The organism is Streptomyces sp. NPDC048291, assembly GCF_043201715.1.
Classification (GTDB): Bacteria; Actinomycetota; Actinomycetes; order Streptomycetales; family Streptomycetaceae; genus Streptomyces.
In genome coordinates, this window is the sequence record NZ_JBICZC010000002.1 from 243,238 (window position 1) to 268,968 (window position 25,731).

The window sequence follows — 25,731 nt, forward strand, 5'->3', positions numbered from 1 at the left end:
CGCGTCCGGATAATGGGCGGTCTCTCCCCCCGAGCGGAGAGGCCGCCCATGCTGTGGGCGTTTTTGCCCATCTCACCCATTGGACGAGCCGCGCCCATGCCGCACCGCAGCACCCCGGTCGAGACACCGCCGTCGCACGAGGACGGCGGTGTCGCGCCGTCCCCGAGCCCGTCCCCGAGCAGCGCCCCGGGCCTCTCCCCCGGTCTCAGGCAGCGCCACCCGTCGATGATCGCCCTGGGCGGGGTGATCGGCGCGGGGCTCTTCGTCGGCTCCGGCGCGGGCATCGCCGCCGCCGGGCCGTCCGTCGTCCTCGCCTACGCCCTCTCCGGGCTCCTCGTGATGCTGGTGATGCGGATGCTGGGCGAGATGTCGGCCGCGTACCCGTCGTCGGGCTCGTTCTCGGCGCACGCGGAGCGGGCCATCGGGCCGTGGGCGGGGTTCACGGCCGGCTGGGCGTTCTGGGTGCTGCTGTGCACGGCGGTGGGGCTGGAGGGCATCGGCGCCGCGAAGATCGTGACGGGCTGGCTGCCGGGGACGCCGGAGTGGGCGTGGGTCGCCCTGTTCATGGCCGTCTTCTGCGCGACGAACCTGGCCGCGGTCCGCAACTTCGGCGAGTTCGAGTTCTGGTTCGCGGCGCTGAAGGTGGCCGCGATCAGCCTCTTCCTCGTCCTGGGCGTGCTGGCCGTCGCCGGTGTGCTGCCCGGCACCGACTCGCCGGGCACCTCGAACCTCACCGACTTCCTCCCGCACGGCGGCGAGGGCCTGATCATCGGCGTCCTGGCCTCGATCTTCGCGTACGGCGGCCTGGAGACGGTCACCATCGCGGCGGCCGAGTCCGAGGACCCGGTCCGGGGCGTGGCGAGCGCGGTCCGCACGGCCATGTGGCGCATCGCGCTCTTCTACGTCGGCTCGATGGCGGTCATCGTCACCCTGGTCCCCTGGGACTCGAAGGAGCTCGTCGAGAAGGGCCCGTACGTCGCCGCCCTCGACCAGCTGGGCATCCCCGGCGCCGGGCAGCTGATGAACGTCGTCGTCCTCGTCGCCCTGCTCTCCGCGATGAACGCCAACATCTACGGCTCCTCGCGCATCGCCCACTCCCTGGTGGAGCGCGGCCAGGGCCCGCGGGCGCTGGCCAGGGTCTCCGGGGGCGTCCCGCGTCTCGCGGTCCTGACCTCGTGCTTCTTCGGGTTCGTCTGCGTGCTGCTCAGCTACTGGCGCCCGGACGACGTCTTCCCCTGGCTGCTGAACATGATCGGCGCGGTGATCCTGGTCGTCTGGGCCCTCATCGCCGTCTCCCAGCTGCTGCTGCGCCGCCGCCTGGAGCGGGAGGCGCCGGAGAAGCCGGTCGTGCGCATGTGGGCGTTCCCGTACCTGACCTGGCTGGCGCTGGCCGGCATGGCGGCGGTCCTCGTCCTGATGGCCCGCGAGGCGGACACCCGCGTGCAGCTGTACTACACGGGCGGGATGACGGCCGTCCTGGCGACGGTGGGCTACGTGCGGCAGCGCAGGCGCGCCGACACCTGACGTCCTGCCCCTCTCCAGCCTTCTTGTTGCTAACGTGTAGTTGCAAGCTCTTCGCAATAAGAGGTTCGGAGGGGACCCACACCCATGCCCGTCTACACGCTTCCCGAACTGCCCTACGACTACTCCGCGCTCGCGCCCGTGATCAGCCCCGAGATCATCGAGCTGCACCACGACAAGCACCACGCGGCCTACGTCAAGGGCGCCAACGACACCCTGGAGCAGCTGGCGGAGGCACGGGACAAGGAGAGCTGGGGCGCGGTCAACGGCCTGGAGAAGAACCTGGCCTTCCACCTCTCCGGCCACATCCTGCACAGCATCTACTGGCGGAACATGACCGGCCCGAAGGACGGCGGCGGCGAGCCGCTGGCGGCGGACGGCGTGGGCGGCCTGGCGGACGCGATCACCGAGTCCTTCGGTTCCTTCGCCGGCTTCAAGGCCCAGCTCACCAAGGCGGCGGCCACCACCCAGGGCTCCGGCTGGGGCGTCCTCGCGTACGAGCCGCTGAGCGGGCGGCTGATCGTCGAGCAGGTCTACGACCACCAGGGCAACGTGGGCCAGGGGTCGACGCCGGTCCTGGTCTTCGACGCGTGGGAGCACGCGTTCTATCTCCAGTACCGGAACCAGAAGGTCGACTTCATCGACGCCATGTGGGCGGTCGTCGACTGGCAGGACGTGGCCCGCCGCTACGAGGCGGCACGGTCGCGCGCGGATGTGCTGCTGCTGGCTCCCTGAGCCGCCGACACGTCCTGCCTCGTGATCGTCTTCTCACCGTTCACCGGGGCGGGCGGACAGAGGGGAAGCCCCCGCGAGGACGTGACTCGCGGGGGCTTTCCGGTGGCCTGCGCCTTGCGGACCGGAAGGTTCCAGCGATCCCTACAGGTTGCTGAAGTCGGGGCCCTTGGTCCGGCTCCGCTTGATCTCGTAGAAGCCGGGGACGGAGGCGACCGCGAGGGTGCCGTCCCACAGGCGGGCCGCCTCCTCGCCCTTGGGGGCGGGGGTGACGACCGGGCCGAAGAAGGCGATCTGCTCGCCGTCGGAGCCGGGGACCGCGATCACCGGGGTGCCGACGTCCTGGCCGACCTTGTCGATGCCCTCCTTGTGGGAGGCGCGCAGCTCGGCGTCGAACTCGAAGTCCTCCTGGTCGGCGTAGTCGATCAGGTCGGCGGGCAGGCCGACGTCCGCGAGCGCGCCCGCGACGGCCTCCACGGTCGGGCCCTCGCCGTTGTTGTGGATGCGGGTGCCGAGCGCGGTGTACAGCGGGCCGAGGATGTCGGAGCCGTGCTTCTGCCAGGCCGCGGTGACCACGCGGATCGGCTTCCACGCCTTGGTCTCCAGCAGCTCGCGGTACTCCTCGGGCAGCTCGTCGAGCTTGGGCTCGTTGAGGACCGCGAGGCTCATGATGTGCCAGCGGACCTCGATGTCGCGGACCTTCTCCACCTCCAGGACCCACCGGGAGGTCATCCAGGCCCAGGGGCACAGCGGGTCGAACCAGAAGTCGACGGGGGTCTTGCCTGAGCTGGTCACGGTCTCGGACATGGCGCTCCTCGGAATACGGGCCTTTTCCAGCGGCAACACCGTCACCGGCCACCCCATTCCCGGGCTCCCGCCGTCAGGGGCACGTGGGAGGATCAGTGCTGTCCCGACCACTGACGACGATGTGTGTCGACACGAAGGAGTGCCGCCCGTGCCCGGTGAGAATCTGTCCCGCGACGAGGCCCGGGAGCGGGCCGCCCTGCTGTCGGTCGACGGGTACGACGTGTCGCTGGACGTACGGTCCGCCGTCGGGGAGGGCCAGGACGAGCCCCGCACCTTCCGCTCGGTGACCACGATCCGCTTCCGCTGCAACGAGCCGGGCGCGTCGAGCTTCGCCGACCTGATCGCGCCCGGCGTGACCGCCGTGACCCTCAACGGCAAGGACCTCGACCCCGGGGAGGTCTTCGACGGCACCCGGATCGCCCTGGAGGACCTGGCCGCCGAGAACGAGCTGGTGGTGGACGCCCGGTGCGCCTACTCCCGCACGGGCGAGGGCCTGCACCGCTTCGTCGACCCCGAGGACGGCGAGGTCTACCTCTACACCCAGTACGAACCGGCCGACTCCCGCCGGGTCTTCGCCAACTTCGAGCAGCCGGACCTCAAGGCGCCGTTCCGCTTCGAGGTGCGGGCGCCGGAGGGCTGGACGGTGTGGAGCAACGGCGCCGGTGAACTCGCCGACGGCAGCTGGCGGTTCGCGGAGACCAGGCCGATCTCGACGTACATCACGTGCGTGGTGGCGGGGCCGTACCACTACGTGACGGACTCGTACTCCCGCACCCTGCCGGACGGCTCGACGCTGGAGATCCCGCTCGGCGCGATGTGCCGCAAGGGCCTCGCCCCCTACTTCGACGCGGACGACGTCTTCCTGATCACCAAGCAGGGGCTGGACTTCTTCCACGAGCACTTCGACTACCCGTACCCGTTCGGGAAGTACGACCAGGCGTTCGTGCCCGAGTACAACCTCGGCGCGATGGAGAACCCGGGTCTGGTGACCTTCCGGGAGGAGTACATCTTCCGGGGCAAGGTGACGCAGGCGTCGTACGAGGCGCGCGCCAACGTGATCCTGCACGAGATGGCGCACATGTGGTTCGGCGACCTGGTCACCATGGTGTGGTGGGACGACCTGTGGCTGAAGGAGTCCTTCGCGGACTTCATGGGCACGTTCGCGAACGTGGGCGCCACCCGTTTCCAGAACGCCTGGACCACCTTCGCCAACCGCCGCAAGGCCTGGGCGTACCGCGCCGACCAGCTGCCCTCCACGCACCCGATCACGGCCGACATCCGCGACCTCCAGGACGCCAAGCTCAACTTCGACGGCATCACCTACGCCAAGGGCGCCTCCGTCCTCAAGCAGCTGGTGGCGTACGTCGGCCAGGACGCGTTCCTGGAGGGCGCCCGCCGCTACTTCAAGCGCAACGCGTACGGCAACACGCGCCTCGGCGACCTGCTGTCGGTCCTCGCGGAGACCAGCGGCCGGGACATGGGCGCCTGGGCCGGGAAGTGGCTCCAGACGGCGGGGGTGAACTCGCTGACCCCGCAGGTGCTGCTCGACGGGGACGGCAGGGTGGCCGAGCTGGCCGTGCTGCAGGAGGCCGCGGAGTCGCACCCCGAGCTGCGCCCGCACCGGGTCGCGATCGGTCTGTACCGCCTGGCGGACGGCGACCTGGTCCGGTACGCGCGTGCCGAGGCCGACGTGGACGGCCCCCGTACGGTGATCAGCGAGCTGGCCGGCGCCGAGGCCCCGGAGCTGGTCCTGGTCAACGACGACGACCTCACCTACTGCAAGATCCGCTTCGACGAGGCCTCGCTGGCGACCCTGCGCGGCCACCTCGGCGCGCTCACCGACCCGCTGGCCCGGGCGCTGTGCTGGTCGGCGCTGTGGAACCTGACCCGGGACGCGCTGCTGCCGGCCCGGGACTTCGTCGGCCTGGTGCTGCGGTTCGCGAGCCGCGAGTCGGACATCGGCGTGCTGCAGATGCTCCAGGCCTGGGCGGAGTCGGCGCTGGTGAACTACGTGGCGCCCGAGGGCCGGGAGGCGGCCGGGCGGCTGCTCGCCGAGGGCGCCCTGCGGGAGCTGCGGCAGGCGGCGCCGGGCAGCGAGCACCAGCTGGCCTGGGCGCGGTTCTTCGCCTCGACGGCGACCGACGAGCCCGACCTCCGGCTGCTCCAGGACCTCCTGTCGGGGGCTGCCGCGATCGAGGGTCTGGACGTCGACCAGGAGCTTCGCTGGGCGTTCCTCGAACCCCTCGCCGCGCACGGCCTGGCCGACGAGTCGGTGCTGGCGGCCGAACTGGCCCGGGACGACACCGCGTCCGGCAAGCGCCACCAGGTGCGCTGCCTCGCCGCCCGGCCGTCGGCCGCGGTGAAGGCGCAGGCGTGGGCGCAGGTCGTGGAGTCGCAGGCGCTGTCCAACGCGCTGGTGGAGGCGACGATCGCGGGCTTCGCCCAGTCCTCGCAGCGGGAGCTGCTGGCCCCGTACGCCGGCAGGTACTTCGAGGTCATCGCCGGGATCTGGGCGGACCGCTCGATCCAGATCGGCATGGACGTGGTGCGGGGCCTGTACCCCTCCCTCCAGGACCGTCCGGAGACCCTGGCCGCGACGGACGCGTGGCTGACGGCGCACGCCGACGCGGCTCCGGCGCTGCGCCGACTGGTCCTGGAGGCGCGGGACGACCTGGCACGGACGTTGCGCGGACAGGAGTGCGACGCGCGGTCCGCCGGGGCCTCGGCGAGCTGACCTTTGGCCAACGGTTGCCCTCCGGGTGACCGTTACGCAATTCATTCCATCATGGCCGTAACCCCTGGTCCCCACCCATCCGGACCAGGGGTTTTGGCTCCCTACTCGGCACCCGAACACCCGTCCTTTAGTCCCGTCTTGTCCGTATTCATCGACGAACACGTAACACCGGTTAAGGACCCGGCCGGCCCCGGGAATCCCGAGGCCATGACCCACAACACCCCGCTCTCCCCCCGCCCCCTGCACCACCTGTCCGACGTCCGCCGCCGGGTGCTGACGACGGCCCAGCTCCGCTCGCACGGCGTCGCGGCCACCGAGATCGCCGAGCAGTGCCGGCCGGGCGGCCCCTGGCAGCAACTGCTGCCCGGCGTGGTCCTGCTCCACCCCGGCCCGCCGACCAGCGAGGAACGCCTGCACGGCGCCCTGCTGTTCACGTCCCGCGAACCGGCCCCGGGCGTCCCGGCGCAGCCGACCCCCGACTCCCCCCACCGCCCGGTCTACGCGGACGCGATGATCACGGGCCTGGCGGCGCTGACCCTGCACGGCTTCTCCGCGACCCCGCCGCTGCTCTCCCTCGACCACGTGGACGTCCTGGTCCCGCGGCTGCGCCGGCTGCGCTCCACCTCCTACGTCCGCGTGCTCCGCACCCCGGCCCTGCCCACCCCCGTGCAGGTGACGGGCCTCCCGGTCGCCCCGGTCCCGCGTGCCCTCGCGGACGCGGTGGCGGACCTGACCGACGCGGAGGCGGTACGGCGGCTGCTGACCGAGGCGGTGCGCGGCGGCCACTGCGAACCAGCCGCGGTCGTAAGGGAGTTGACCGAGGCGAAGCTGCTCTCCCGCCCCCATGTGGTGGACGCCGTCGACTCCCTGGTCGCCGAGGGCCGGGCCATCGCGGAGGACCGCCTCTACCGGATGGTCCACGAGTACGGCCTCCCCGACCCGGTCTGGAACGTGGACCTGAGGCTGCCGGGCGGTCCCCACCTGGGCGGTCTCGACGCCTACTGGCCGGAGCAGGGGGTCGCCGTCGAACTCGACACGCGCGCACCGCGCCAAGGCCATCGGCAGGACGAGGACGCGCTGTGGTCCGAGTACGCCCGCAAGCGGGAACACCTGGAGCGGCTCGGCATCACGGTCGTCTACCTCACCCCGCGCAAGCTCCGCGACGCGATGGAACAGCAGGCAGCCGTGGTCCGCACGGCCCTGATGGCGGCCAACGACCGCGACCCGGCCGCGTACGTGGTGGTACTCCCGCGCTGAAAGACCGCCCCCGGAACAACGCCCCCGAAGGGGCGCGGGGAACTGCGCGACCGGCCACGACGACGCGTCACGGCAGCGCCCACAACGGAAGAGGCCGCCGGTTCGGAGGGGAACCGACGGCCTCGGGCTACTCGTGAGGGACGGGAGCCGCCCCGTGGGCGGCGAGGCGCGCGTCGATCTCCCGCACGCCGCCGACCCACCGGCGGCCCTCGCGCGGATCGTGCGGATGGCTCGCGTACATCTGCCGCAGCGCCGGCCCCAGTTCACGCACCGCGCCGTCGTCGCGCAGAAGCCGCCACTCGGTGAAGGCCCGCTCCAGGCAGCCCCGCATCCGTGCGGTGTCCCGCCGGGGCGGATCCGCGTGGAAGCGGGCCGCGCTCAGCCACAGGTGCACGGCGAGGCGGCCGTCGCCGGTGAGATGGGCGACGTGGGCGCGGACCTCGATCCAGTGGGTCGCCTCGGCCGACTTAGCACCGTGCAGGCGGACCGCGTGGTTCTCCGACCGCCGGATGGCGTGCTCCGCCTCGGCGATCCTGCCCAGCCGGGCGTCGCGCCAGATCCCGTCGTAGACGTCGTCGGCCGGAGCCGCCGCCAGTATCGGGTGCTGGAGCAGGGTGTGGAGACCGGCGCCGGCGTGCCCCGGCAGCTCCGGCGCGGCCGGCGCCCGCCGCGCGTCGCCGACCACCACGACGGCCACCCCGAGCATGATCAGGGCGAGTCCGGGCCAGGCGGCACCGGTGGGCAACTGCCCCAGCCAGACCCAGGCGACCAGCGCCGCCACCGGCGCCTCCAGCAGGAGCAGGACGCTGACCGCGGTCGCCGGGGCCCGGCCGAGGGCGAAGTTCAGCGAGAAGAGGCCCAGCAGCTGCGGCAGCAGGAGCAGGCCCAGCAGGGCGTACCAGGCCTGCGCGGTGAAGGTGACCGGCGAGGTCCCGGTGACCAGGCACAGCACCAGCATCTCGACGGTGCACACCGAGAAGCAGAGCACCGAGTACATCGGCGTGCTGACGTCCGGGCGGGCCTCCTCGCTCAGCGCGGTGTAGGCGGCCAGCGCGACCGCTCCGGCGAGCGCGAGGACGTCCCCGGTCACCGCCCGCGCCCCGGTGCCGAGGTCGGCGCCGCTCGCCACCACGGCACCGGCCACCGACACCGCAAGCCCCGTCCACGCGGCCCTGGACGGGCGTCTGCCCTGCGCGGTCGCGATGAGGGCCTGCCACACCGGCTGGGTGGCCACCAGCCCGGTCGCCATCGCCACGCTGGTCAGCTGGGCGCCGGTCATGAAGGTGGCGAAGTGGACGGCCAGCGCCGTGCCCGCGCCCAGCCCGAACAGGACCGCCCTGCGCTGCTCCCTGCGGACCAGGCCGCGCTCCCCGCTGAACACGCGGTGCACCTCACGGCGCCGGGCCAGCAGGAAGGCCGGGCCCAGGGTCAGCAGCCCGAGGGCGTTGCGGCCGAACGCCAGCGCGAACGCGGGGGCCGCGGCGTAGGCGGTCAGCGGGGCGGTGGCGGAGAAGGCGAGGACGGTGACCAGGACGGCGGCACCGGAGACCGCGTCCAGTTTCGTACGCATGGTGGTGGCTGAACCTCGGGTGGGGCGGTGGGTACTGCCAGCACACCAGCGCCGCGCCCGCGGATCACTGCCGTACGCACCCCAACCCCGGGTACAGCAGGCTGTACCACGGTCCCGTCCCGTCCCGCCTCGCCCGCGGCGCGGGTGAGGCGGGACGGCGGGGCACTACTGCCCGCCGACGCCCGGGCGCAGCTCGTCGCGGACGTCGCCGACGACGTGGTCGAGCAGGTCGGCGTAGGCGGCGATCATCCGGGTACGGCTGAACCGCTCGCGGCTCGCCGCCAGCGCGGGAGCGAACAGCTCCCGGTCGGCCACCGCCGCCGACCAGGCGAACGCGATCGCGTCGGGGTCGAAGGGCGTCACGAACCCGTGTCCCTCGACGATCGAGGCGCTGTCGCCGACGTCCGTCGTGACCGGGACGGCGCCGCACATCATGCCCTCGATGAGGCAGAGCGGCGCGGCCTCGCCGGAGGCGGAGGTGAGGGCGACGACGTCGGAGCCGGCGTAGACGGTCTCCATGTCGTGCCGTACGCCGAGCAGGTGCAGCCGGTCGCCGAGGGCGGCCCGGTCGGCGCCGAAGGCGACCTCGATGTCGGCCCACAGGGCGGGGTTGTCCTCGGTCATCCCGGCCCCGCACATGAGGACGTGCCCGCCGCCCTCGCGGGCCAGCCAGGCCCGTGCCGCCCGCAGGAAGAGCGGCACGTTCTTCATGCCGGCGTACCGGGCGGCGAAGACGACCACCGGGGCGCCGGCGGGGATGCCGAGGGACTCGCGGAAGGCGAGCCGCAGCGCCGCGTCCGGCCGGAAGCGGAGCAGGTCGACGCCGTTCGGGATCACGTGCAGCAGCTCGCCGGGGATCCCGGCGGCCTCGTACGCGTCCCGGGTGGACTCGGCGCAGCACACGCAGGCGACCACCGTGCCGTCCGCGATGGCGGCCTTGAGCTCGTCCAGCGCCTCGCCCTGGTTCTCCGGGTCGGACCGGTGCAGGCAGACGACGACGGGGCGGCGGGGCAGCCCGGCCTGGTTGAGCAGCGCGAGCGGCTGCTCCTTCAGGGACAGGATGACGTCGGCGCCGGCCATGGCCCGTGCCGTATCGGCCAGCTCGGGGCCGCTGAAAACCGATGCCGCGACGGTGCCGTCCACGAGTCCTGCGCTGCGGCCGAGGGAGGTGACCTCGATGCCACCGGCCGTAAGCGCCCGGTAACACGCGTCGTCCTCCATGCGCTGCGTGGTGGCTTCTCGGTGGACCTCACCGTGCAGACTCAGCACCCGATGCCACTGCTGTCCGCCCTCTACCAGGCCCAGCAGCACATCACTGTGCACGATCCGGGCTCCCCCGGAGAAAAAACCCTCGTAGACCGAGAGCACACGAAGTCCGAGCCGAGCGCTCACACGACCACCAGCCTTGCACCAGATCGAGCCATCCCCGGGATCCGCGGGTTAGCCGATATGAGGCGGTACGGACGTTTCATTCGGATGAACGGAGTGTCTCGTGTCGAAGTCGGGTTCGTTTACGCGGCATGCGCGGGACGCGCTCCCGCCGACATCGTTCCGCTTCCCTCGCCGCCACCCTCCTGACCTGCACTTTTACGGGGGTGTCCGGCACTCGCGCGCCCTCCGTACGAGCCTTGCCGACGGCAAAAAATCGGCAAGCGATCCACCCGGACGCGCGACGATGTCACGCGTCGCGGCGGGCGTTGAGCCGGGCGGCCCGGCGGGTCAGGTGGTCGCGCTCGGCGAGGTTCGGGGCCTTCAGGGCCGCCTCGGCGTACAGGCGTGCCGCGGTGGTCCGGTCTCCGTCGCGTTCGTGCAGGTAGGCGGCGACCGCGGTGTACCGGGGCAGGGCGGCGTCCAGCTCGGCGAGCGCGGCGAGGCCGGCCCGGGGCCCGTCAGCCTCGCCGACCGCGACCGCTCGGTTGAGCCGGACGACGGGGCTGTCGGTCAGCCGCGCGAGTTCGTCGTACCACTCGACGATCTGCACCCAGTCGGTCTCCCCGGCGGTGGGCGCGTCCGCGTGCAGGGCGGCGATGGCGGCCTGGGCCTGGAACTCGCCGAGGCGGTCGCGGGCGAGGGCCCCCTGGAGGATCCCGACGCCCTCGGCGATCAGCCGGGTGTCCCAGCGACCGCGGTCCTGCTCGGCGAGGGGGACCAGGCTGCCGTCGGGCCCGGTGCGGGCGGCCCGCCGGGCGTGGTGGAGCAGCATCAGGGCGAGCAGCCCGGCGGCCTCGGGGTGGTCGATCCCGGCCACGAGCTGCCGGGTGAGCCGGACGGCCTCGGCGGCGAGGTCGACGTCACCGGAGTAGCCCTCGTTGAAGACCAGGTAGAGAACACGCAGCACGGTGGCGACGTCGCCGGGTTGGTCGAGGCGCACGCCGGAGACCGTGCGCTTGGCGCGGCTGATGCGCTGGGCCATGGTCGCCTCGGGCACCAGGTAGGCGCGGGCGATCTGGCGGGTGGTGAGGCCGCCGACGGCGCGCAGGGTGAGCGCGACCGCGGCGGAGGGGGTGAGGGAGGGGTGGGCGCAGAGGAAGTAGAGCCGGAGGGTGTCGTCGGCGGCGGGGACGGGTCCCGGCGGCGGCTCGTCGTCGACGCGGTCCTCGCGCCTGCGGCGGGCGGTGTCCGCGCGGGTCGCGTCGAGGAACCGCCGCCAGGCCACGGTGACCAGCCAGCCCTTCGGGTCCCGCGGCGGGTCGGCGGGCCAGACCCGGACCGCCTCGACCAGGGCCTCCTGCACGGCGTCCTCGGCCGCCGCGAAGTCGGCTCCGCGGCGGACGAGGACGGTGAGCACACCCGGGGTGAGGCTCCTGAGCAGGACCTCGTCCATCATCACTCGCCCATCATCGGTCGTCCGGCATCAGTCGTCCGGCATCAGTAGTCCGGCATCAGTGGCAGGACTCCGTGACGGTGGGCGGCGCGGTCAGGAACGGGCGCACCTCCAGCCACTCGTGGATGGGCCTGCCGCCCGCCCCGGGGGCGGCCGACAGTTCACCGGCCAGCTCGACGGCCCGCTCCTGGCTGTCCACGTCGATGACCATCCAGCCGGCGATGACGTCCTTGGTCTCGGCGAACGGGCCGTCGGTGACCGGCGGGCGCCCCTCGCCGTCGTAGCGGACCCACAGCCCGTCGGGGGCGAGGGCCTGGCCGTCGACGAACTCGCCGGTCTTCTCCAGCCTGGCCGCGAAGTCGTTCATGTACCGGATGTGGGCCGAGATCTCCTCGGGCGTCCACCGGTCCATGGGCACGTCGTTGACCGGGGCCGGGGCGCCGCGGTAGTGCTTGAGCAGCAGGTACTTGGCCATGGTGGTTCTCCTCGGTGCTCGTGCGACCCATTGTGGCCGCCTTCACCCCTGGGACGGAGCCGGCCACGGGTTCTCGACATCACCGCCGAAGATTTTTTCAGGCCTTCTTCAAGACCAGCTCCGTGTTCCGGTCCGTCGGGTTCCCGGCGAGGGCCTTGCTTGCGCCGGGAGCGTTGAAGGCCAGCTCGCGGTAGAGGGCGGCGAGGCCGGTCTGGGAGAGGTCGGAGAAGTCGGTGCGGTGCGGGGCGGCGGACTCGATCAGGGTGGTGAAGAGCGAGATCGTGCCGTCCTTGTTGTCCACCAGTTCGACGATCCGCGCGAGGTGCGGGTAGTCGACGTGCGAGGCGGTGGTGATCTCCCAGAAGGTGTTGCCGTTGGAGGCCTTGTGCGGGGTGACGAGGTTGCGGTGGATGTGGCCGTTCACCCAGGCCAGCACGTTGGCGTGGCGGTTGAGCAGGGTGACCACCTCGGCGCCGGTGTGGCGGCGGTCGCTCGGGTGGGCCGGGTCGGGGCGGGTGTTGGTCATCGACTGGCTGGTGTGGTGGCTGAAGACGACCGCGTAGGAGTCCTTGTTCTCCTTCAGGGTCTTCTCCAGCCAGGCCAGCTGGACCGAGCCGATGGAGCCGTCGTAGTGGCCGCCCGCGTCCGTCGTGTCCAGGCTGATGCCGATGACGTCGTCGGAGATGCGGAAGGCGTAGTACTGGGTGCCCGCGGCCACGTTGGCGCTGGAGTAGCCGTGGCCGACCGGGCCGAGGCCCTGGTAGGCCGGGTCCAGGTGGGCCTTGAGGTAGTCCGCGGGGGTGTAGGGGGCGCGCTTCTCGTCGGCGGTGACCGAGCGCATCGACCGGGCGTGGGCCTTGAGGAAGTCCCGGTAGCCGCTGCCCTTGGGGTCCTGGGCGTTGTGGATGGCGTCCTGGAGCTTCTTGGCGTCGGCGTCACTGACCGACATCAGTTTCTTGCCGGCGACCGCGGCCTGGACCAGGTACGGGTCGGCGTGCGAGCCGTAGCAGCCGAGCGGCAGGGCGTCGTGGTTGCCGACGGTCGAGTACCAGGGGAGGTTGAGGCCGGGGCTCTTCACCTCGCGGATCGCGGCGGCCAGGTAGCCCGCGAGGTGCGGGAAGCCGAGCGTCTTGTCCTGGTCGCGGACGGTCGAGGAGGCCTGCCAGTACAGCTTCATCCCGCTGTTCTGGACGCCCTCGTAGTGCTTGGGGTCACCGGTGTTGGGGGTGATCCGGCCGCCGCTCATCACCTTCATGAACCACTCCAGTTCGGAGTGGGCGTTGTTGTCGGTGTTGTCGCCGGTCGTCATCACGAAGTGCAGCGGCGAGCCGGTGACCGGGGCGCCGCGCAGCGCGTTGACCCGCTCGACGAGCGAGACCGCGCCGGGCACGGTGAGCGCCTCGTGCGGACGCCAGGCGTGCCGGTCGTGGACGCGCACGTACTCCAGGCGCAGCGGGTGCTGGACGTCCATCAGGTGCAGGTCGGTGAACTGCACGAACGCGGCGAGGGCGGTTCGGCGGTTCTCCCGCCCCGACTTGGCGGCGGCCAGGTCGGAGCGCAGCACGCGCGACCAGCCGGCGCCGTCGCCGAGCCGCTGGTAGCCGGAGCTGTTGCGGGGCGCGGCGACGGAGGCGAGGGTGGTGCCCTTGGTGTAGGGGGCGAGGGCGGCCGCGGGGGCCTTGCGGCCCTCGGCGACCGGCTGCTCCTCGGCCGCGGCGGGTGCGGCCTCGCTGTCGGTGGGACGCAGTGCGTAGCCGACGCCCGCGGAGAGCGAGACGGCTCCGGCGGCGGCGAGCACGGTACGGCGGTTGATCTCCAGTGCCTCGCGGCCCTTGTGGGCCGCGGAGGTGGCGACAGAGCGTATGCGCGACATGGCGCGATCTCCCCGAGTACGAACGCGTCGGCAGTGGTCACGGGCGATCGCTTCCGCGAACTTCCCGCTCACTGTGGATCGTTGGCACCGGGGGTGACCTGCGCGTGAACGCGGCGGCAACGCGCAGCGCCGATCACCGTACGTGGATCAGGTGAGGTGGGGACCGGTCATGGAGCGGATTGCGGGCGGCCCTGGCCCGGCTACTCCGCGTTCATCTGCCGGGGTAGGGGAGGGTCTCCGGTGCTTACGACTGCTCTTGTGCAAACCGTCCCGCGGCCGGCCGCTCCCGCCACAGCCGCAGGGCGACGTCGACCAGCCGGATGTGCCTCAGGTCCGGTACGTCGTCCAGGTCGTGCCAGGCGGCCATGTCGGTGGAGCCGTTCACCTCGTTCGCCAGCTCGCCGCCGACGATCTCGCCGGAGTAGATGATCCGCACGCCGTGGTGGTCGGTGGTGCGGGACAGCAGGGTGCCCCGGGTGAAGCGCTGGTGGAAGGAGTCGATGCCGAGCAGACCGGTCACCTCGATGCGGTAGCCGGTCTCCTCCACGAGTTCGCGGCGGACGGTGTCGTAGGGGTCCTCGCCGTGCTCCATGCCGCCGCCGGGCAGGACCCATTCGGGTGTGCCGTCGTCGGCCGGTGACCGGGCGAGGAGGATCCGGTCGTCACGGACACACACGGCGTAGGCCGCCACCCTGAGCTTCTCGCGCACGTCGGCACGGTAGGGCGTGCGGCGGCCCGCGGCCAACGGGATTTCCTCCCACGGCAAGGGCACAGATAGGGGGTTTTCCCCATACGTTCATATCGATTCGGTCAACGTTCCCAAAAGACCGTTCCGTTGGGTAAAGCTGTGCGCCTACGTGCCGGTACTTGACCAAGTTCCGGCCGCTCCATGCTCGTTCCTTTACCTACAAGGGATGCAGATGACCCTCAGCCCCCAGCACGACCCGATACCGGGCCACAGACGCCTGGGCCGAATAGCCGTCGCCGTCGGTGTCGTGGCCGCGCTCTCCGCCGCCGGGCCGGTACCCCTGGCCGCCGCCGCGACCGCCACCGCGTCCGCCGCCACCGCCGACCCCGGCGTCAAGTCGGCCCACGACAAGCTCGGTTCGGACGACGCGGAACTGCTCGCCGAGGCCAAGTCCGCGGGCGCCAAGAACGTCACGATGATGGTCGCGACCGCGCCGGGGCAGACCGAGCAGGTCGCCGAGGAGCTGGACGCGGTCAAGGGCGGCTCGGTGGGCCGTACGTACGACAAGCTCGGCTACGTCCGGGCGACCGTCCCCACCGGGCGGGCTGACTCGGCGATCGCCGCCGCCGCGAAGCTTTCCTCGGTGCACGCGATCGACCTGCGCCAGGAGATCCGGCTCGACGACCCGACGGCGAGCGGCTCCGACGCCAAGAGCGCCGAGGCGGCCAGGAGCGCCAGGACGGCCAAGGGCACCTACTCGGGGCCGGACAAGAACACCCCCGCCGTGAACCCCTACAACCCCTCCTTCGAGACGGGCGCCGTCGACTTCGTCAAGGAGCACCCGAAGGCGGACGGCCGGGGCATCACCATCGGCATCCTGGACTCCGGCGTGGACCTCGGCCACCCGGCGCTGCAGAAGACCACCACCGGCGAGCGGAAGATCGTCGACTGGGTGACGGCGACCGACCCGATCGTCGACAGCGACCAGACCTGGCGGCCGATGGTCACGGCCGTGTCCGGGCCGAGCTTCAGCTACGCGGGCAAAACCTGGACGGCGCCCGCCGGGTCGTACGAGATCAGCACCTTCAAGGAGTCGTACACCACGGGCGGCGACGCGGCCGGTGACGCCAACCGCGACGGCGACACCACGGACAGCTGGGGCGTGCTCTACGACCCGGCGGCCGGCACGGTCACCGTCGACCTGAACAACAACAACGACTTCTCCGACGACACGCCGATGAAGCCGTACAAGGACGGCTACCAGGTCGGCTACTTCGGCACCGACAACCCGGCGACCGACGTCGTCGAGCGGCAGCCGTTCGTCGTGCAGATCCGCAAGGACGTCCCGATGGACCCGTACGGCGGGACCTGGGTCGGCAAGACGGCGGACTTCGTCAACATCGGCGTCATCGAGTCCGAGCACGGCACCCACGTCGCCGGCATCACCGCCGCCAACGGCCTGTTCGGCGGGAAGATGAACGGCGCGGCCCCCGGCGCGAAGATCGTCTCGTCCCGGGCCTGCACCTGGACCGGCGGCTGCACCAACGTCGCCCTCACCGAGGGCATGATCGACCTGGTCGCCAACCGGGGCGTGGACATCGTGAACATGTCGATCGGCGGCCTCCCGGCGCTGAACGACGGCAACAACGCCCGCGCGGAGCTGTACACGCGGCTCATCGACACCTACGGCGTGCAGCTGGTGATCTCGGCCGGCAACTCCGGCCCGGGTGCGAACACCATCGGCGACCCGGGTCTGGCCGACAAGGTCATCTCGGTCGGCGCGGCCATCTCCAAGGAGACCTGGGCCGCCAACTACGGCTCCCAGGTGACCACCAAGTACCAGCTGCTGCCCTTCTCCTCGCGCGGCCCGCGCGAGGACGGCGGCTTCACGCCCACGCTGGTCGCGCCCGGCGCCGCGATCAACTCCACCCAGACCTGGCTGCCCGGTTCCCCGGTCGCCGAGGCGGGCTACTCGCTCCCGGCCGGCTACTCGATGCTCCAGGGCACCTCGATGGCGTCCCCGCAGGCGGCCGGCGCGAGCGCGCTGCTGCTGAGCGCCGCCAAGGAGAAGGGCATCGCCCTCTCCCCCGCCGACCTGCGCACGGCCCTCACCTCCACCGCCCACCACATCAAGGACGTGCAGGCGTACGAGGAGGGCGCGGGCCGGATCGACATCGTCGACGCGTGGGAGTCCATCCGCGACCACGCCACCGCGCACGACTACACGGTGAAGGCGCCCGTCGACACCGCGATCGACTACGCGCTGAAGACCCCGGGCTTCGGCACCGGGCTGTACGACCGTGAAGGCGGTCTCAAGGCCGGGCAGAAGAAGACGTACGACGTCACGATCACCCGTACCTCCGGCGCGGACAAGGCGATCCGGCACGAGCTGCACCTGGCGAACAACGCCGGGCACACCTTCAAGATACTCGGCTCCGACGAGGTGACCCTGCCGCTGAACCGGCCGGTGACGGTCAAGGTGCAGGCGAAGCCGAAGAGTTCGGGCATCAAGTCGGCGATCCTGGAGGTCGACGACCCGCGGACCGAGGGCGTCGACAAGCAGATCCTGACGACGGTCGTGGTGTCGGACCCGGTCCACTACACCTACGCGGCGTCGGGCTCGGTGCAGCGCAACAGCTCCACGTCGTACTTCGTGACCGTGCCCGAGGGCGCCACCTCCCTGGAGGTCGCGATGAGCGGGCTGGCCGACAAGAGCCAGACGCGGTTCATCGCCATCCACCCGTACGGCACTCCGGTCGACAACACCGGTACCCCGTACTGCTACAACAACTACCTGAACGGCAACGGCTGCACGCCCGACGTCCGTTCGTACGCCGACCCGCAGGCCGGGGTCTGGGAGATCGAGGTCGAGGCGCGCCGCACCTCGCCGCTGCTCGACAACCCGTACAAGCTGGGCGTCACCGTGCTCGGCGCGGACTTCGACCCGGAGACCGTGACCGTGCCCGAGGCGAAGGTCGGCACGCCGGTCACCGCCTCCTGGAAGGTGACCAACAGGTTCGCCGCCCTCGACGGCACGCTGGTCGGCGGCCCGCTCGGCTCCTCCAAGACGGCCCGCCCGGCCATCAAGGAGGGCGAGACCCAGACGACGACGGTGACCGTCCCGGCGGGCGCGAACTCCCTGGACGTGGCGATCGGCAACGTGTCGGACGCCTCGGCCGACCTGGACCTGACCGTGTACGACGCGTCCGGCAAGCAGGTCGCGCAGTCCGCCGACGGCGACTCGGAGGAGGCGGTCTCCATCGCCTCGCCGGCCGCCGGGACCTACACGATCGAGGTCGTGGGCTACTCGGTCCCGGCCGGCTCCACCGACTACGACTACCGGGACGTGTTCTTCTCCGCCGCGCTCGGCTCCGTCACGGTCGACTCGACGACGCCGGTCCCGCTGCCCACGGGCGCCTCGGCCACGGTGAGCGGCCAGGTCACGGCCGCCGCTGCGGCCCCCGAGGGACGTGAGTTCTTCGGCCGGGTGCAGCTGGTCAACGCGCGCGGCACGGTCGCGGGCGTCGCCAGCGTGCAGATCGAGAAGGTCACGCAGTAACGAAGTCCGGTGCTGGGGGGCGGGCGTCCTGCGGGGCGCCCGCCCTTTCAGCTGTCCGGGCACGTCAGGGTCCGCGACTCGGGCAGGTCGCGGACGATCCAGGACCGCTCCGCCGCGATCCGCGTCTCCCCGACCGCGTACCGGTCGGGCACCTGCTGCCCGGCCCGGACGACGACCAGGACGAGGGCGCCCTGCCGGATCCGGCTGTCCGCGTCGGCCTCGAAGAGGACGTCGACCTCCTCGGCGGGCTTCGCCGGTTTGTAGGCACGGGTCACCTTGAGGGTGACGCGTTCCCGGCCGCTGTGCGGGACCTCGTGCACTCCGGTCACCGTGCCCTCGACGACGAGCCGGGCGCAGGCCAGGAAGCGGGCGCCGTCGAGGGATTCCTTGGCACCGCCCGCCGTGCTGCCGGCGGCGCTGTCGGCGCTGCTGCCCGCGCTCTTGCTGTCCGCGCCGTTCGACACGAGCCAGCCGAGGCCGAACACCGCCGAGGCGAACGCGGCCGCGAGAGCGCCGGCGAAGCCCAGCGCGCGGACACCGGGGTGCTGCCACGGCCTGCGGCGCCCGGCCGGACGGACATGGGGCTGGGGCTGGGGCTGCGGCTGCGGCTGCGGCTGCGGGCGTGGCTCGCCCAGGGTGTCCGCGATGACCCCGATCTGTTCACGCAGGAGCGCCACGTCGGCGGAGGCCGCCCGGTGCTCGGCCATGAAGGCGGCATCGGCACGCTGCCCGTCGGTGAGCGGCTCGTCCATGAGGACGGCGAACAGGGCGTCGAAGTCGTCGGCCCGGCCGTCGCGTCCGGCCCGGCCGCCGTACTCGTCGTACTCGTCGTGTTCGTCGTGTGCGTCGTGTGCGTCGTGTGCGTCGTGTTCGGCGGTCATGCTCACACCACCTCGTCCTCGTGCAGGCGGGCGCGCAGGGCCCGTACCGCCGTGTGCAGCCGGCTCTTGACCGTGCCCTCGGGGATGCCGAGCTCCCCTGCTATGTCGCGTACCGGCAGGTCGGCGTAGAAGCGCAGGACGAGGATCTGGCGCTGGGCGTCCGGCAGCTCGTCCAGACCGCGGGCGACAGCGACGGAGAGCAGTCTGCTGTCCTCGCCGGAGGCGTGGTCGGGCTGGCGGAGGGAGGCCAGCCGTTCGCCGAGGCGTTCCTGGCGGCGCTTGGCGCGGTGCCAGTCCATGGCGAGCCGGGAGGCGACGACCGCCGCCCACGCCGACACGTCCCGCGGCGCCTCCTGGCCGCTCGCGGCCCGCTCCAGCAACCGCAGACGTACCTGCTGTACCCCGTCCAGCAGGTCCGCCTGCGGTACGCCGCCCAGCGCGAGCACCGCCCGCACCCGGCGCTCCTGGTCCGCGTCCAGAGGATCACCGTGCTCGTCCCCCTGGGCGCGGCGGGCCTTTCTGCGCAGCACAACCCACCCCCTCACCGCGTTTCTCCTACGACGCCGCAGTCCCCGGAAACGTTCGCCCCGGTTCCCGGAAATCTTCCGCGCGGTGTCCCGGGGGCCTCCGAGGCGTACGTCACACCGGCGCGCGGCGCAGCACAGCTTGCGGTACGACGGCCAAGCGGAGGTAATTTCTGCAGCTCAGCGGGGTTGCGGACGGGAGTTCCGCGGTCCGGTTGGTCCGGTCGGTGGGCATGGCGTGCAAAGAATTGGACAGGCTGGCCCTGGTCGGCCGCATGATGGAAAGGCCGTAGACACACGTCAACGTATGCAGAGGGAGTCGCTGTGAGGGTCGGAATCGTCGGAGCCACCGGTCAGGTCGGCACGGTCATGCGCAGGATCCTCGCGGAGCGCAACTTCCCGGCCACGGAGCTGCGCCTGTTCGCCTCGGCCCGCTCGGCCGGGACCGTGCTCGACGGTGTGACGGTGGAGGACGCGGCGACCGCCGACTACTCGAACCTGGACATCGTGCTGTTCTCGGCGGGCGGGGCCACCTCCAGGGCGCTCGCGGAGAAGGTCGCCGCCCAGGGTGCCGTCGTGATCGACAACTCCTCCGCGTGGCGCAAGGACCCCGAGGTCCCGCTGGTCGTCTCCGAGGTGAACCCGCACGCGATCGCCGACCGCCCGAAGGGCATCATCGCCAACCCGAACTGCACGACCATGGCCGCGATGCCGGTCCTGAAGGTGCTGGACGCGGAGGCGGGCCTCGAAGCTCTGGTCGCCACCACCTACCAGGCCGTCTCCGGCTCCGGGCTCGCGGGCGTCGCGGAGCTGCACGGGCAGGTGCAGAAGGTCGCCGCCGACGCGGAGAAGCTCACCCACGACGGCACGGCCGTCGACTTCCCCGAGCCGCAGGTCTACAAGCGGCCCATCGCCTTCAACGTGCTCCCCTTCGCCGGCAACCTCGTCGAGGACGGTCTGAACGAGACCGACGAGGAGCAGAAGCTGCGCAACGAGTCCCGCAAGATCCTGGAACTCCCCGGGCTGAAGGTCTCCGGCACCTGCGTGCGCGTCCCGGTCTTCTCCGGGCACTCCCTCCAGATCAACGCCCGGTTCACCCGGCCGATCTCCCCCGAGCGGGCGACCGAGCTGCTGTCCGACGCGCCCGGCGTCGAGCTGTCCGACATCCCGACCCCGCTGCAGGCGGCCGGGCAGGACCCGTCGTACGTCGGCCGGATCCGGCGGGACGAGACGGTGGAGAACGGGCTCGCGCTGTTCGTCTCCAACGACAACCTCCGCAAGGGGGCTGCGCTGAACGCCGTGCAGATCGCGGAGCTGGTGGCCGCGGAGCTGTCGCGGTAGGACCGGCCGTCGTAGCGGTGCGGGTGCGTGGGGGCTGGTCGCGCAGTTCCCCGCGCCCCTGACGGGGCGCTGCAGTCGAGGGCGCTGACAGGCATTCTCTGGGGTTTTCCCTCGTCGCCCTCCTCCCGTGTCCCGTGGAAGGATGGCGCAACCCACACATAACGAGGAGATGACCGCGTGCCTGGCACAAACCTGACTCGCGAAGAGGCACAGCAGCGGGCGAAGCTGCTCACCGTTGACTCGTACGAGATCGATCTCGACCTCTCCGGCGCGCAGGAGGGCGGTACCTACCGGTCCGTGACCACGGTGCGCTTCGACGTCGCCGAATCCGGCGCCGAGTCCTTCATCGACCTGGTGGCCCCCGCGGTCCACGAGGTCACCCTGAACGGTGATCCGCTGGACCCCGCGGAGGTCTTCGCGGACTCGCGGATCGCGCTGCCCGGCCTGCTGGCGGGCCGCAACGTGCTCCGCGTGGTCGCGGACTGCGCGTACACCAACACGGGTGAGGGCCTGCACCGGTTCGTCGACCCGGTCGACGAGCAGGCCTACCTGTACACCCAGTTCGAGGTGCCGGACGCCCGCCGGGTCTTCGCCTCCTTCGAGCAGCCGGACCTGAAGGCGACCTTCCAGTTCACGGTCAAGGCGCCCACCGGCTGGACCGTGATCTCCAACTCGCCGACGCCCGAGCCCAAGGACGACGTCTGGGTCTTCGAGCCGACGCCGCGCATCTCGTCGTACATCACCGCCCTGATCGTCGGCCCGTACCACTCGGTGCACAGCGTGTACGAGAAGGACGGGCAGAGCGTGCCGCTCGGCATCTACTGCCGGCCGTCGCTGGCCGAGTTCCTGGACTCGGACGCGATCTTCGAGGTGACCCGGCAGGGCTTCGACTGGTTCCAGGAGAAGTTCGACTACGCGTACCCGTTCACCAAGTACGACCAGCTGTTCGTGCCGGAGTTCAACGCGGGCGCGATGGAGAACGCGGGCGCGGTGACCATCCGCGACCAGTACGTCTTCCGGTCCAAGGTGACCGACGCGGCGTACGAGACGCGCGCGGAGACCATCCTGCACGAGCTGGCCCACATGTGGTTCGGCGACCTGGTCACCATGGAGTGGTGGAACGACCTGTGGCTGAACGAGTCGTTCGCCACCTACACCTCCATCGCCTGCCAGGCGTACGCGCCCGGCTCGCGCTGGCCGCACTCGTGGACGACGTTCGCGAACTCCATGAAGACCTGGGCGTACCGGCAGGACCAGCTGCCCTCCACGCACCCGATCATGGCCGAGATCCGCGACCTCGACGACGTGCTCGTCAACTTCGACGGCATCACCTACGCCAAGGGCGCGAGCGTGCTGAAGCAGCTCGTCGCGTACGTCGGGATGGACGAGTTCTTCACGGGCGTGCAGGCGTACTTCAAGCGGCACGCGTTCGGCAACACGCGCCTGTCCGACCTGCTGGGCGCGCTGGAGGAGACCTCCGGGCGTGACCTGAGCACCTGGTCGAAGAAGTGGCTGCAGACGGCCGGGATCAACATCCTGCGTCCCGAGGTGGAGACGGACGCCGACGGTGTCGTCACCTCCTTCGCCATCCGCCAGGAGGCCCCGGCCCTGCCGGCCGGCGCGAAGGGCGAGCCGACGCTGCGTCCGCACCGGATCGCGGTCGGCCTGTACGACCTGGACGAGGCGACCGGCAAGCTGGTGCGCACCGACCGGATCGAGCTGGACGTGGACGGCGAGCTGACGGCCGTACCGCAGCTGACCGGCCGCGCCCGTCCCGCGGTGTTCCTGCTCAACGACGACGACCTGTCGTACGCCAAGGTCCGCCTGGACGAGCAGTCCCTGCGCTTCGTCACCGAGCACCTCGGCGACTTCGAGTCCTCGCTGCCCCGCGCGCTGTGCTGGGCGTCGGCCTGGGACATGACCCGGGACGCCGAGCTGCCCACCCGCGAGTACCTGTCGCTGGTGCTTTCCGGCATCGGCAAGGAGTCCGACATCGGTGTCGTGCAGTCGCTGCACCGCCAGGTGAAGCTCGCCGTCGAGCTGTACGCCGACCCGGCCGCCCGCGAGGCGCTGCTCACTCGCTGGACCGACGCCACGCTGGCCCACCTGCGGGCCGCCGCGCCGGCGAGCGACCACCAGCTGGCCTGGGCCCGGGCCTTCGCGGCCACCGCCCGCACCCCGGAGCAGCTGGACCTCCTGGACAGCCTGCTGGAGGGCACCCACACCATCGAGGGCCTGGCCGTCGACACCGAGCTGCGCTGGGCGTTCGTGGAGCGGCTGGCGGCGGTCGGCCGCTTCGACGAGACGGAGATCGCGGGCGAGTACGAGCGGGACAAGACGGCCGCCGGTGAGCGGCACGCGGCCACCGCCCGCGCCGCCCGTCCGACCGAGGAGGCGAAGGCGGAGGCCTGGGCGTCGGTCATCGACTCCGACAAGCTGCCGAACGCCGTGCAGGAGGCCGTGATCGGCGGCTTCGTCCAGACCGACCAGCGTGAGCTGCTGGCGCCCTACACCGACAAGTACTTCGAGATCCTGAAGTCGGTGTGGGACTCCCGCTCGCACGAGATCGCCCAGCAGATCGCGGTCGGCCTCTACCCGTCCCTCCAGGTCTCCCAGGAGACCCTCACCAGGACGGACACCTGGCTGGCCTCGGCACAGCCGAACGCGGCCCTGGCCCGGCTCGTCTCGGAGTCCCGCGCGGGCGTCGAGCGCGCCCTGAAGGCCCAGGCGGCGGACGCGGCGGCCCAGTAGGCGGCATCTCTCGGTGTCTCCCGGTACCTCTCGGTACCTCTCGGTACCTCTCGTCGGGGCGTTCGGTGGGATCTCCACCGGGCGCCCCGCCCTATACGCGAAGTACCCATCACCCAGAACGAGTTGAGTATCCGTGCTCACGCCCGGGGCGGTCGCGCGTTGCGAGGATCGACGCAACGGCGCGGCAGAGAGCGCCGGTACGTTCGGCCCGGACAGCCCGGGCCGGCCCGAGCCCGTTACGGAGAACTCGCCATGTCCCGTCGTATCGCCCTGTCCGTGGTCGCCGGTGTCGTCGTGCTCGGAGGTGCCGGGGCCTTCGCCCTCGCGTACGCCGGCGACCAGGACCCGGCGCCCGCGCTGGCCCACACCGCCGTCCAGTACACCGCGCCCGAGGCCGGTCACAAGGGCTCGTTCTCCTTCACCACCGAGGTCAGCGCCCCCTCCGGGGTCAAGAGCCTGAAGGTGCTGGCCTGGCCGGAGAAGTCCGAGTTCGCCAAGAAGCACCTGACCGCCAAGGAGATGACCCAGGTGGAGTCGGCGACCTGCACGCCGGCCGGCGGCAACACCGTCCGGTGCGTGTACAAGGACACGATGTCCGCCGCCGACGTCGCGTCGTCCGTGCACGGCACCTGGCACGTCGCCGTGCTCGCCACGGCGAAGGACGGGCACACCACCTTCGACACCCAGGCCGCGGACTTCACCATCGGCTGAGCCGGTCACCCGACGTGGGTGGCCAGCGCCCTCTCGATGTCGGGCGCCTGGGCGTCCTCGCCCGCCCAGGCCACGTACCCGTCGGGGCGCACCAGCAGCGTCGTACGACGGTCGCTCGCCCAGCGGGCCACGGCCAGGCGGTCCGCGCGTTCCGTACCCGGGTCGTAGGGGCCCTGGGTGATCAGCACGAACCGGCCGCCGCGCAGGGCTTCGTGGAGCCGGCCGCCGCCGGCCGTCGCGACGTCGGGGACGCGGGTGCCGGTGAGGGGGTGCGCGCCCCTGGGCGCGGGGTACCGGTAGCCGATGCCGGTGATCTGGCCGACCACCTTGCGGCGGGCCGGGGCGAGATGGTCGAGTGCGGTGGTGAGCGCGGCCCGCACGGGCAGCTGCCAGCCCTTGGCCATCGCGAGGCGGACGATCGCCCCACTGCTGCGCAGCACCGCCCGGCCGACGGGGTGCCGTTCGCTCTGGTAGCTGTCGAGCAGGTCCGGGGCGGCGTGGCCGTGCAGCACGGCGGCGAGCTTCCAGCTCAGGTTGGCCGCGTCCTGCAGACCGGTGTTCATGCCCTGGCCGCCCGCGGGGGTGTGCACGTGTGCCGCGTCGCCGGCCAGGAAGACCCGGCCCACCCGGTAGCTGGGCGCCTGGCGCTCGTCGCTGTGGAAGCGGGACATCCAGCGGGCGTCGTGCATCCCGTAGTCCCGGCCCAGGGCGAGGCGGGTGATCTCCTTGACCTCGGCGAGGTCCACCGGCTCGTGGTCGGGGACGTCACGGCCGCGGTGCCAGCAGATGACCCGGTAGTAACCGTCGCCGAAGGGCGCCAGGAACGCGAACGCGTCGCCGACCGCGGCGGCCGTCAGCAGCGTCTCGGGCTTCTCGGCGAGCAGCACGTCGGCGAGGACCACGGACCGGATCGCCGACCTGCCGGGGAACGGCAGTCCGACCGCCTCCCGCACCGCGCTGCGCATGCCGTCGGTGCCGACGACGTACGCGGCGCGCAGGTCCTCCCGGCCGTTCACGTGGACGGTCACGCCGTCCGCGTCCTGGGTCAGGCCGGTCACCTCGCACTCGTTGCGGAAGTCGACACCCGCCTCGGCGGCCCGGCGCTCCAGCACCTTCTCCACCTCGTACTGCGGGAGGACGAGGACGTGGTTGAAGCGGGAGGGAAGGGCGCCGAGGTCCAGGGTGAGCCCGTCGAAGAGGTTCAGCCGGGTGATGGGCCGGCCGACGGCCTCCAGGTCGTCGGCGAGGCCCCGGGCGTCCAGCTGTTCCAGGGCGCGGGCGTGCAGGACGAAGGCGCGGGAGAGGTTGCTGATCTTGTGGGGGCGCTTTTCGAGAAGGGTGACCGGGATGCCTGCGGCGGCGAGGTCACCGGCGAGGAGCAGGCCGGTGGGGCCGGAGCCGACGACGATCACGCGGGGGGTGTTCATGGGGGGCCTCCTGGATGCCTACGCCCGTTTGCCAACACTCGATGGCAAACACTCGA

Annotated in this window: 18 protein-coding genes; 8 read left to right on the top strand and 10 right to left on the bottom strand. The window is 71.7% G+C overall.

Annotation, left to right across the window (positions count from 1 at the left end; genetic code table 11):
* The first annotated feature begins 96 nt into the window (after positions 1-96).
* Together ACGF5O_RS05405 and ACGF5O_RS05410 are read left to right on the top strand one after the other, a co-directional pair.
* The gene (locus ACGF5O_RS05405) at positions 97-1,524 is read left to right on the top strand and encodes an amino acid permease (protein ID WP_393808589.1); all 1,428 of its coding nucleotides are present in this window, start codon (positions 97-99) and stop codon (positions 1,522-1,524) included.
* Positions 1,525-1,608: 84 nt separating this feature from the next.
* Positions 1,609-2,256: a superoxide dismutase gene (locus ACGF5O_RS05410; protein WP_393808590.1), complete on the top strand. Its 648-nt coding sequence runs from the start codon at positions 1,609-1,611 to the stop codon at positions 2,254-2,256.
* A 141-nt stretch (positions 2,257-2,397) separates the two neighbouring features.
* Here ACGF5O_RS05410 and ACGF5O_RS05415 read toward each other — a convergent pair whose 3' ends face one another.
* Entirely contained in the window at positions 2,398-3,060 is a 663-nt protein-coding gene (locus ACGF5O_RS05415) for a DsbA family protein (protein WP_393808591.1), read from the bottom strand.
* A 148-nt stretch (positions 3,061-3,208) separates the two neighbouring features.
* Between ACGF5O_RS05415 and pepN (ACGF5O_RS05420) the strand changes: the two genes are divergently transcribed.
* Together pepN (ACGF5O_RS05420) and ACGF5O_RS05425 are read left to right on the top strand one after the other, a co-directional pair.
* Positions 3,209-5,794: an aminopeptidase N gene (pepN, locus tag ACGF5O_RS05420; RefSeq protein WP_393808592.1), complete on the top strand. Its 2,586-nt coding sequence runs from the start codon at positions 3,209-3,211 to the stop codon at positions 5,792-5,794.
* A gap of 207 nt (positions 5,795-6,001) precedes the next feature.
* The gene (locus ACGF5O_RS05425) at positions 6,002-7,051 is read left to right on the top strand and encodes a hypothetical protein (RefSeq protein WP_393808593.1); all 1,050 of its coding nucleotides are present in this window, start codon (positions 6,002-6,004) and stop codon (positions 7,049-7,051) included.
* Positions 7,052-7,178: 127 nt separating this feature from the next.
* Here the strand turns inward: ACGF5O_RS05425 and ACGF5O_RS05430 are convergent, their stop codons facing one another.
* The 6 genes from ACGF5O_RS05430 to ACGF5O_RS05455 all read right to left on the bottom strand — a co-directional run bounded on the left by ACGF5O_RS05430 (position 7,179) and on the right by ACGF5O_RS05455 (position 14,502).
* Positions 7,179-8,621 carry a DMT family transporter gene (locus tag ACGF5O_RS05430; protein ID WP_393808594.1) on the bottom strand — a complete coding sequence of 481 codons (1,443 nt, stop codon included), beginning with the start codon at positions 8,619-8,621 and terminating at the stop codon, positions 7,179-7,181.
* Between the two features lie 165 nt (positions 8,622-8,786).
* On the bottom strand, positions 8,787-9,989 hold the full coding sequence (locus tag ACGF5O_RS05435) for a glycosyltransferase (RefSeq protein WP_393808968.1): 1,203 nt from the start codon (positions 9,987-9,989) through the stop codon (positions 8,787-8,789).
* Between the two features lie 310 nt (positions 9,990-10,299).
* Positions 10,300-11,445: an RNA polymerase sigma factor gene (locus ACGF5O_RS05440; protein WP_393808969.1), complete on the bottom strand. Its 1,146-nt coding sequence runs from the start codon at positions 11,443-11,445 to the stop codon at positions 10,300-10,302.
* 58 nt (positions 11,446-11,503) lie between these two features.
* Positions 11,504-11,920: a YciI family protein gene (locus ACGF5O_RS05445; RefSeq protein ID WP_362583065.1), complete on the bottom strand. Its 417-nt coding sequence runs from the start codon at positions 11,918-11,920 to the stop codon at positions 11,504-11,506.
* 97 nt (positions 11,921-12,017) lie between these two features.
* Positions 12,018-13,793: a TIGR03767 family metallophosphoesterase gene (locus ACGF5O_RS05450; RefSeq protein WP_393808595.1), complete on the bottom strand. Its 1,776-nt coding sequence runs from the start codon at positions 13,791-13,793 to the stop codon at positions 12,018-12,020.
* 244 nt (positions 13,794-14,037) lie between these two features.
* Complete coding sequence (locus tag ACGF5O_RS05455) at positions 14,038-14,502, bottom strand: NUDIX hydrolase (RefSeq protein WP_393808596.1); 465 nt, start codon at positions 14,500-14,502, stop codon at positions 14,038-14,040.
* Between the two features lie 211 nt (positions 14,503-14,713).
* Here ACGF5O_RS05455 and ACGF5O_RS05460 point away from each other — a divergent pair, with 211 nt between their 5' ends.
* Positions 14,714-18,040: a S8 family serine peptidase gene (locus tag ACGF5O_RS05460; protein WP_393808597.1), complete on the top strand. Its 3,327-nt coding sequence runs from the start codon at positions 14,714-14,716 to the stop codon at positions 18,038-18,040.
* A gap of 47 nt (positions 18,041-18,087) precedes the next feature.
* On the opposite strand, the gene ACGF5O_RS05465 is transcribed toward ACGF5O_RS05460, so the two are convergent.
* Positions 18,088-18,921, bottom strand: coding sequence for a hypothetical protein (locus ACGF5O_RS05465; RefSeq protein WP_393808598.1), 834 nt, complete (start codon positions 18,919-18,921; stop codon positions 18,088-18,090).
* Between the two features lie 2 nt (positions 18,922-18,923).
* The gene (locus ACGF5O_RS05470) at positions 18,924-19,451 is read right to left on the bottom strand and encodes an RNA polymerase sigma factor (RefSeq protein WP_393808970.1); all 528 of its coding nucleotides are present in this window, start codon (positions 19,449-19,451) and stop codon (positions 18,924-18,926) included.
* 318 nt (positions 19,452-19,769) lie between these two features.
* On the opposite strand from ACGF5O_RS05470, the gene ACGF5O_RS05475 reads away from it, so the two are divergent.
* From ACGF5O_RS05475 to ACGF5O_RS05485, 3 genes are all read left to right on the top strand, one after another.
* On the top strand, positions 19,770-20,786 hold the full coding sequence (locus ACGF5O_RS05475; protein ID WP_393808599.1) for an aspartate-semialdehyde dehydrogenase: 1,017 nt from the start codon (positions 19,770-19,772) through the stop codon (positions 20,784-20,786).
* Positions 20,787-20,963: 177 nt separating this feature from the next.
* Positions 20,964-23,537, top strand: a complete 2,574-nt coding sequence (gene pepN, locus ACGF5O_RS05480; RefSeq protein ID WP_393808600.1) for an aminopeptidase N — start codon at positions 20,964-20,966, stop codon at positions 23,535-23,537.
* Between the two features lie 252 nt (positions 23,538-23,789).
* Complete coding sequence (locus tag ACGF5O_RS05485; protein WP_393808601.1) at positions 23,790-24,248, top strand: DUF5707 domain-containing protein; 459 nt, start codon at positions 23,790-23,792, stop codon at positions 24,246-24,248.
* Between the two features lie 5 nt (positions 24,249-24,253).
* On the opposite strand, the gene ACGF5O_RS05490 is transcribed toward ACGF5O_RS05485, so the two are convergent.
* Positions 24,254-25,675 carry an FAD-dependent monooxygenase gene (locus tag ACGF5O_RS05490; RefSeq protein ID WP_393808602.1) on the bottom strand — a complete coding sequence of 474 codons (1,422 nt, stop codon included), beginning with the start codon at positions 25,673-25,675 and terminating at the stop codon, positions 24,254-24,256.
* Positions 25,676-25,731 lie beyond the last annotated feature (56 nt).